A 7,730-nucleotide genomic window follows, 5' to 3' on the forward strand; every position below is an offset into this window, starting at 1 on the left:
AAACCCCAGGGTGTCACGTTCGTTGTCACCGCGTCAGCGACGGTTGACGTGGCGTGACGATGCGGTCCGAGGTGCCGTCGGCGAGAAGCCGAAGCATCTCCGAGACTGCGGCTTCCCGTTGCGGATCTCGGCCGGCGGCATAGGCGAGGGGCAGGGCGACGCGAATGTCCGGGGCGATCCCGTTTCCTTCCAGCCGAACATTGTCGTCGATGACCGCATCGGAAACGGCAATTTCAAGGAGGCTGTTGTCGGGCAATGTATAGGCGCGGCCAGCCAACAGCGCGCCAGCGGTTCGCTCGCCCACAAGCGGAATGCCATTGATCTTCAGCGCGTAGGCGAAAAGCTCGAGCCCGCTGCGCGTGCCCTCATCGACCAGCGCCACCACCGGCCCGCGCCAGCGAACATTTGCCAGCGTGTCCTTTCCGCGCCGCGGGATCAATCGGAACGACGGCGTGTCGCCGACGAACAGTTCGGCGGCGTCCGCAGCGCCACCGCCCCAACGCCCGCGGAGGTCGACGATCACCCCGTCGACATTGCTCAGGCGACCGGTCGAAAGCTCGCGCTCCACGATATCAAGCCCATCGCGCGTCGAGAGGGTCCAGAACCTCACATAGCCGATCTTTTGCCCGTCCCGTTCGCTCACTGCGACGCTGTTTTCGATCGCCTTTTCGAATGTTGGGAGCGGACGCAGCCGTTCGACCGCAACCTTGACGCCTATCGGCGCCGCATCGGCCCTGCGGCGGAGACGGATGTCAACCGATTGCCCGACCTTGCCTTGAAAGGAGGCGATCTCGCGATAGGGCTTACCATCGACGGCAAGGATCTCGTCGCCCATGACGATCCCGGCCTTTGCTGCCGGAGAACCATCATAGACATCGGTCACGAACCGGGCATCGCCTAACTGCGTGACCATGCCGATGCCGGCGTAGCTCACTTCTCCATCGGGCGGAAACAACCGACGCAGGTCATCACGGATAGCGAAGCGGAAGATGTCGCTCAACTCGAAGTACGCAATCGTGTCCGATTTGAAACGGCCATTGTGGGAGGCTTGCAGGCTGGCCAGCGCCGTTTCGATAGCCGCATCCACGCGGGCCGTGGAACCCGTCGTGGACAGCGCGGGTGCCGCGCTTTCGATTTCTTTTTTTGCCGCGGCGTTGAAGCGATCGAGCGCATTTTCGTCGTGAAACTCCGAATTCACCAACGTGATGACGCGGTCGAAGACCGGATCGCCCGACCGAGGCACGTCGGTCGCAAAGGCGCTCACGGATATGAACGCCAGCAGGATCGGGGTTTGTGCGGCCCTGAGTATCGCATTGCGCATCGGCGGTTTTCCGGTTCGTTTCCGCTCATTATCGGTCTAAGCGCGGCGGAGGCGAGGCCCGGCATTGCAAAATTGCGTGATCGCCGGTGTGAGGCACTGGCTGCACCGCGCGCCATGGCGTCCAGTTTTAGAGATGGCGATGGTAGGAGGTCGTAAGGGGCCGATACTGATCACTTTGCGCGTCAGCTAAAAGCCTGGTCTAGAAACCGGCTTTCCGTAGCTCGCCGGCTAGAAATTCGGTAAAAACCTTCACTTTCGACTGCAGAAGGCGGTTGGTCGGGTAGACCGCGTAGATGCTGCGCCGGGCAAGTTTTTGCTGCGGCAAAATCCGCACGAGCTTGCCGCCGTCAAGCGGCGGGTTGGCGATGAAGGACGGCAAGGCACCGATGCCGATGCCGGATTGGATCATCTGACACAACATCAGACTATTGTCCGCGACGAAACGCGCGGGCAATTCGATGCTTGTCGTCCCATCGGGACCTTCCAGCACCCAGCTCCCCGGTTGGTCGGCAAGCCGGTAGGCGAGGCAATGATGATGCTTGAGATCGTTGACCTCGGTCGGGGTGCCATTTGCCGAGATATAGGCAGGCGCTGCACAGATGAATTGCTCGACTTCACCAAGCCGCCTGGCAATCAAAGATGAATCCGTAAGCGTCGCGCGCACGCGGATGGAAACGTCGAAGCCCTCGGAGACGACGTCGAGCACGTGGTCATCGAGCGTCATATCCACCTTCAATTGCGGGTGAAGCATCATGAAGCGGGCAAGCATCGGTGCGAGAACGGTCAGTCCGAAAGACAGGGGAGCATTGATCCGGAGCCGGCCATTGATTTCGCCGGTTTCCCCGGATGTCTTCCGCTCGAGATCGTCGAGCTCGTCGAGCAGCCTGCAACATTCGGTGAAATAGCTGCGCCCGCTTTCCGAGAGGCTCATGCGGCGCGTTGTGCGCACGATCAGCACTGTGCCGAGCCGCGCCTCGAGCTGCCGGATTTGCTTGCTGATCGACGCATTCGATTGTTGCTGCTCTTCGGCCGCCTTGCTGAAGCTCTGCAACTCGATGACGCGACGGAACGAGCGCATGGCGGCCAACAGATCCATATTTTCTCCTGAGTAAATTATGTTTTCTAATTGTCGCCGATTATTCGCGCTTGGGCTAGCAATAAGATGGACCCAGCTTCCCGATTTCAGGGAAAGCGAGAAGAAGGAGTTCATCATGTTCGATACGAAAGTTCTCAGCCGCGCCTTGGCTGCCTCCCTCATCGCCGGCCTCGTTGGCAATGCGGCTCTCGCACAAGAGGTCGGCAAGAGCCCCTGGGGGCCAAAGGATGAGATCGGGCGCCTCAATCTGATCACGCCGGAATCCCGCGCTGCGATCCTCTCGCGGATTGATGGAGGCACGTCCTACGATCTAGCGGTGGAGTATTTCATCGGCATGCCAAGCTGGGAGGCGGCGGGCGATCCGCCATACCAGATGTGGATGACCCACACGCCGCATGGCACCGCCGTTTCCGACCCGATGAAAGTCGGCAAGGAGATGAACGAGCATGTCAGCTACACAGGCTCGGCCGTGTCGATGTATGCACACATGGGCACACATATCGATGCACTCAATCATTTTGGCTTGAACGGCAAGATCTGGAACGGTTATGACGCCACCGAATACCTTGGCGACCAGGGCTGGACTGTCACAGGCGCCGAGAAGCTGCCGCCGATCATTGCGCGCGGGGTCATGGTCGATGTCGCTGCAGCCAAGGGCATGCAGATGCTGCCGGACAACTATCGGGTGACGCGCAAGGATCTGCAGCAGACGCTCGACCGCCAAGGCGTGAAACTGAAGCAGGGCGATGTCGTGCTCATCCGCACCGGGCGCATGCAGCATTACGAGAACGCATCGGCCTACATGAACAACCCTCCGGGGCTGAGCATCGATGCTGCGAAGTTCCTGGTCGAGGATGGCGGCGCCATCGTGGTGGGTGCCGACAACCTCAGCTTCGAGGCGTTTCCTGCCGAAACTGAGAACAATTACGTTCCGGTGCACACCTATCTGCTCGCCCAGCAGGGCGCGCCGATCATCGAACTCGTCAATCTCGAAGGGTTGTCGAGGGATCGCATCTATGAGTTCGCATTTGTCGGCGCGTCCTTGAAGTTCCGTGGCGCGGACGCCGCACCCATCCGCCCGGTGGCCTTGCCGCTTCGATAGGATCGGGTACCAGGCGTCCACAAATGGCCAACCGAGACGCCGTGGGAAAAGCTCGCGGCGCTCTTGCTACGTCTCGAGTCCTGTTTGATGGGCAGCGGCCTCGGTGAGGCCGTGACCCTGGTCCCCGACGACAACAGGGCTGACACTGCTACTCTTGCCCATTCGGCGTTCGTTCCAGTCCTGCCATACTTGTTCGAAATACAACCGAATATTGCATTTGTGGCATGGCTGGTTTCACGGCTGAAACCGGGCGATTTCAATTACCGGCGCCTGCCGTGAGAAATCTCTACGATCTTCACGCCGATGGCGGTCTTGGATTCGTTGAAAACGATCTCACCTCGGCCAATGACCGTGCCATTGACCTTGAGGTCGACCGGGTCTCCAAAATTTGTATCGAGATCTATGTGATCATCCCGATGCAGCTTGGAAAGCTGGGCCACAGTCAGCCTGCTGCGGCCAAGGACTACCTCGATGACAAGCGGGATGCCCTGTACGGCATGTTCGCCAATCGGGGCGCTTTCTAACGGAACAGGGCCGGTTTCGATCTCCGGCACGCCATTGTAAAAAGTTTCGTTCATCATCATGCACCACCCAAAAACACTGGTTTACAAGTCCTTAACGAAAGGGTTGCGCCAGTTCGCCATGACAGGCAATGGCACCGGGGAGGGCAGGGCCCGTGCGCCTTCCGTGAGCGTTAACAATCCATTAACATCCACAAAGGCGACGTCGGAAACGTGTCCTAGAGTGTCATTGCGGACCAACTTCCTTCCCGCTTTTCGAACCCTATCGCCCGGCGACCATCAGGCAGCTTGTCACCGAGTCGGACGACATAGACATATCCGCCATAGACCATCAGCCCGCGATCGCCGTCGCTGAACACAATCTCGAACTTTGGAGGGCTCGGGGCAACCGTGCCTTTTGAAGGGTCGGTATCAGGCGCGAGTTCCACGGAAGCGTCGCTCCAAGGCAAACTGGGCGCCGGTGCGACATAATAAATCGCGGTCAAGGCAGATAGGCTGCAGATAGAAATTGCCGCAATCTGCGAGGAAATGCCGTTGGGCCTCATGACATTCGGGTGAAACGTGGCTGCGGCCAATATGCAGTCCTCCTATATTTTACTGATGCTTGCGGCGGCGGGTTGAGGAGGCGGCCGGGTCGATTTGTGGCCTGACAATAAATCTGCCTCGGACCTTTGCTTGACGATGCGACTCAGATGCCTCAGCGCTCCATGCGAAACATTTCACCCTGACCCTGACAGGACAACGCGATCGACAGCGGTTTCCACATCTTTCGATTGCCTTCGAAAGGCGTCCACACTCAGGGGGTATGAGCGATCCAAGGGTATAGCGTCGTCAAGCGCTCCAACTCATCGCATTCGCAAGCGTTGCGTGAACCGTCGATTGATCGATACGCATTCAATGTTCAATGAGGACGCCGATTGCTCTCCTTTGGGCGAGCTGTCCGTCACCAGTTGCCGGGGTCGGCGGTGTGATCGACACTGGCAAACTCGTCGGCCTTTTTCCGATCCAGCGTGAGGCCAGTGGTGATCTTTGCCTCATCTGTGACCGAATAGGACAGAGGCGGCGGCCGATTGGTCAGCTCCTGATACATAAGCAAGGCAGCCTCCTCGGCGGTATCAGCCGCGAACTCTTCGTTGATAGTGACGGTGAACTTATGCATAGCCTTCTCTGTGCTCTTTCGACGCCCCGCACCCAAACGCGATTGTAGCGTCTCTGGAGACCCCGGTATATCCATGCGCCTCAATATGCTCGCATGCACCAATGGCCGCGTTCATCGCCACCCCGCTTTCCCCGGAGGATGACGTTAAGTTATCGGCAGCATCGCTGATCACGCCCAGCGCCAGGTTCACAGCCATCGTAGCGAACTCTGGCTGCAGTCACATTGCAGATCTGCCTTGAAGAGGTGGGCGGCGCCGATCGCTTGGCGGCAAGCGGGCGCCGCCCTCGTCGCGAAGGCGTACGACGTCGCGTTGGCGGGGAAGCCACGCCCAGGAATATTAGAAAGCGCGGCAACGCCAATCTATACCTCATTGAGGCACTTCCGATACCTTGGTCGACGTAAGCTGGTCGACGCGGCGGCGCGAACTGGAACAGGCCGCATAGAATCGTGAATAGCCCGAGACCCATGAGGGCAAAATCCGCCACAGCACGCCGTCAAAAGTGCCGGCAAAGACCTTGCCGGTCGATCACATTATTTGCGCGATCGACCGGGCGGCTAACTGATTGGGTTAGGAGCGAACCTGATCACAGAACTTGAGATTGGCTGGCTTCTCCAGAATGTGGTCGTAACCAACGTTCTTCATGTCTGTGGTCGGCATTGAGCCATCGACGATATCCATTACACGTCCCGTCTCCTCCATCCAACGCGCCGGAGTTCAGCGGCGATCCACTGTCTGCCTGCTACGCTTCGGATCTGGAAAGCCTCGTAGCTGAAAAGCGGCCAGCGTTGTGGGTGCACGGCCAAGTCCGCCACGGAGTTGATTACGTGATCGGCGAGACTAGGGTGAAAGGTCGGCTGTTGGGTGAAGATACCAATACAGTACCAATCAACGATTGCCGTCAGTCCAACACCGCCAATTCGTCTATCCAGACATATCCTATCATATTGTATTATAATTCCTATTGCTGGATTCTTCTGCCAGTGATTTGGGAATCATGGCCGTTGACTGGACAAGTGGTCAGTTTTTGGTCTTACTACATGGACCGAACCTCTTATGAATGTAACGGTTCGGTCGTGATCACGGAAAATACATTTCGATCCGGTCGTCAGTAGGCTCGGCCGGTCAGCGGAAAACTGGGAGAGTTAAATGAAGCTGAGATCCATTTTTGCCGTCATGACGGGACCGATCAAGGTCGCACCAGCTGCCACACGCGCGCAGGGTGGGGCGAGACGCTACATTCTGGGCGTCCTGGCAGCAACGGCCTGCTTTATTTCGGCCGTTCCAGTCAGTGCCTTTGATCAGGCCAATGCCGACCGCATCAAGCAGTTGGTCGACACGGGCATGCAATATTACTGGTCGGGCGGCGACGTCAAAAAAGCCGAAGCCGAGGTCTTCAAGGGGATCACCCTGCACGGCAAATACGATGTCGTGGAAGCGGCTTTCAAGGAGGCGTCGACGTTAGCTCCTGAGCGACTGGATTTTCAGTACGCCGTCGCATCGACCCAGATCATTCAGAAAAAACTGGACGAGGCGCAGACGACATTCCAGGGGATCCTCGAAAAAGATCCGACGGCCTTTGACGCCCAAAGCTGGTTGGAGGCCATTGCTCGGATTCGTGGCGATGAGACCAACGTGGCGCTCGCTCATCAAGCTCTCGCAGGGCTCGATCGCGAACAAGCAGAGGTGTATCGCAAGCGTTTTATCCGCGCAGAGCAGATCATGGCAGAAAAGCCAAACTTCGATGTACCGACGCTGCCTGGCAAGGTGATGGTGGTCGCGCTCGGATATGCGTTGGCGGACGACGGCACGGCCCAGCAAACTCTGCTTGACCGCCTCGAAGTGACGTTGAAAGCTGCTGAAGCTAATCCCACAGCGCTCGTTATGGTGAGTGGCGGAGTACCGAAGAACGGCGTCACCGAGGGCGACATCATGTCTAAGTGGCTGGTCGACAAGGGCATCAGCCGTGATCGCATCATCATTGAGGACAAATCAAAAGATACGATCGGCAATGTCGTCAACGCTGCCAATCTCCTAGTGCGGCACCAGGCCGATACCGTAATTTTGGTGACAAGCTCAAGCCATATGCGCCGTGCTCGTACGGTCATGGAAGATGCCCTGACGCAACGCGATTTGCCGACCACTGTCGTGCCACTGAATGCGCTGGACGCACCGTCTCAGGAAGAGGCAGCAAAGGTGGGCGCTGACGAACGGTTGGTAATCTACCGGGATCTGATGCGTGTATCGGGTGTCTGGGCTTACCCTGGGCTTCAACAGTAGTCGCTTCCCCACAGCAACAGAATGCTAGGAACAGATTGCGCGTCCCAATCCATACTTGAGATGGAGGGGCGCGTAAGCTGGCTCGATGGGTCACTCAGAACGACCCGCAGTAAGGCGCATTGAAGTTCCATAAGATATATTACGCGACTTTCAGATGTAGCCGCAAAGTTAAAGTGTCCTGATCCTGCAAAGTAAGAATGTCACTCTCCCCGGGTTTTGATGACCTGGGAGATTGCGGATGGGATTGATTGCG

The 7,730-nt window shown here is 58.0% G+C and carries 7 protein-coding genes; 3 read left to right on the forward strand and 4 right to left on the reverse strand.

Annotation, left to right across the window (positions count from 1 at the left end; translation table 11 throughout):
- Positions 1-25: 25 nt before the first annotated feature.
- Both ASD02_RS10300 and ASD02_RS10305 read right to left on the reverse strand, forming a co-directional pair.
- Positions 26-1,321: a S41 family peptidase gene (locus tag ASD02_RS10300; RefSeq protein WP_057206415.1), complete on the reverse strand. Its 1,296-nt coding sequence runs from the start codon at positions 1,319-1,321 to the stop codon at positions 26-28.
- Between the two features lie 199 nt (positions 1,322-1,520).
- Complete coding sequence (locus tag ASD02_RS10305) at positions 1,521-2,417, reverse strand: LysR family transcriptional regulator (protein WP_057206417.1); 897 nt, start codon at positions 2,415-2,417, stop codon at positions 1,521-1,523.
- A 115-nt stretch (positions 2,418-2,532) separates the two neighbouring features.
- Between ASD02_RS10305 and ASD02_RS10310 the strand changes: the two genes are divergently transcribed.
- Together ASD02_RS10310 and ASD02_RS39710 are read left to right on the forward strand one after the other, a co-directional pair.
- A complete protein-coding gene (locus tag ASD02_RS10310) occupies positions 2,533-3,519 on the forward strand; it encodes a cyclase family protein (RefSeq protein WP_082555512.1) in 987 nt (328 codons plus the stop codon).
- A 224-nt stretch (positions 3,520-3,743) separates the two neighbouring features.
- The gene (locus ASD02_RS39710) at positions 3,744-4,043 is read left to right on the forward strand and encodes a hypothetical protein (protein ID WP_228751017.1); all 300 of its coding nucleotides are present in this window, start codon (positions 3,744-3,746) and stop codon (positions 4,041-4,043) included.
- A 215-nt stretch (positions 4,044-4,258) separates the two neighbouring features.
- On the opposite strand, the gene ASD02_RS10325 is transcribed toward ASD02_RS39710, so the two are convergent.
- Both ASD02_RS10325 and ASD02_RS10330 read right to left on the reverse strand, forming a co-directional pair.
- Positions 4,259-4,615 (reverse strand): hypothetical protein, encoded by a 357-nt coding sequence (locus ASD02_RS10325; protein WP_057206424.1) that lies wholly within the window; start codon positions 4,613-4,615, stop codon positions 4,259-4,261.
- Positions 4,616-4,983: 368 nt separating this feature from the next.
- The gene (locus ASD02_RS10330; protein WP_057206426.1) at positions 4,984-5,199 is read right to left on the reverse strand and encodes a hypothetical protein; all 216 of its coding nucleotides are present in this window, start codon (positions 5,197-5,199) and stop codon (positions 4,984-4,986) included.
- A 1,147-nt stretch (positions 5,200-6,346) separates the two neighbouring features.
- Here ASD02_RS10330 and ASD02_RS10340 point away from each other — a divergent pair.
- Entirely contained in the window at positions 6,347-7,477 is a 1,131-nt protein-coding gene (locus ASD02_RS10340; RefSeq protein WP_234907938.1) for a YdcF family protein, read from the forward strand.
- Positions 7,478-7,730: the final 253 nt, after the last annotated feature.

It is taken from the genome of Ensifer sp. Root1252 (assembly GCF_001425885.1).
Classification (GTDB): Bacteria; Pseudomonadota; Alphaproteobacteria; order Rhizobiales; family Rhizobiaceae; genus Ensifer; species Ensifer canadensis.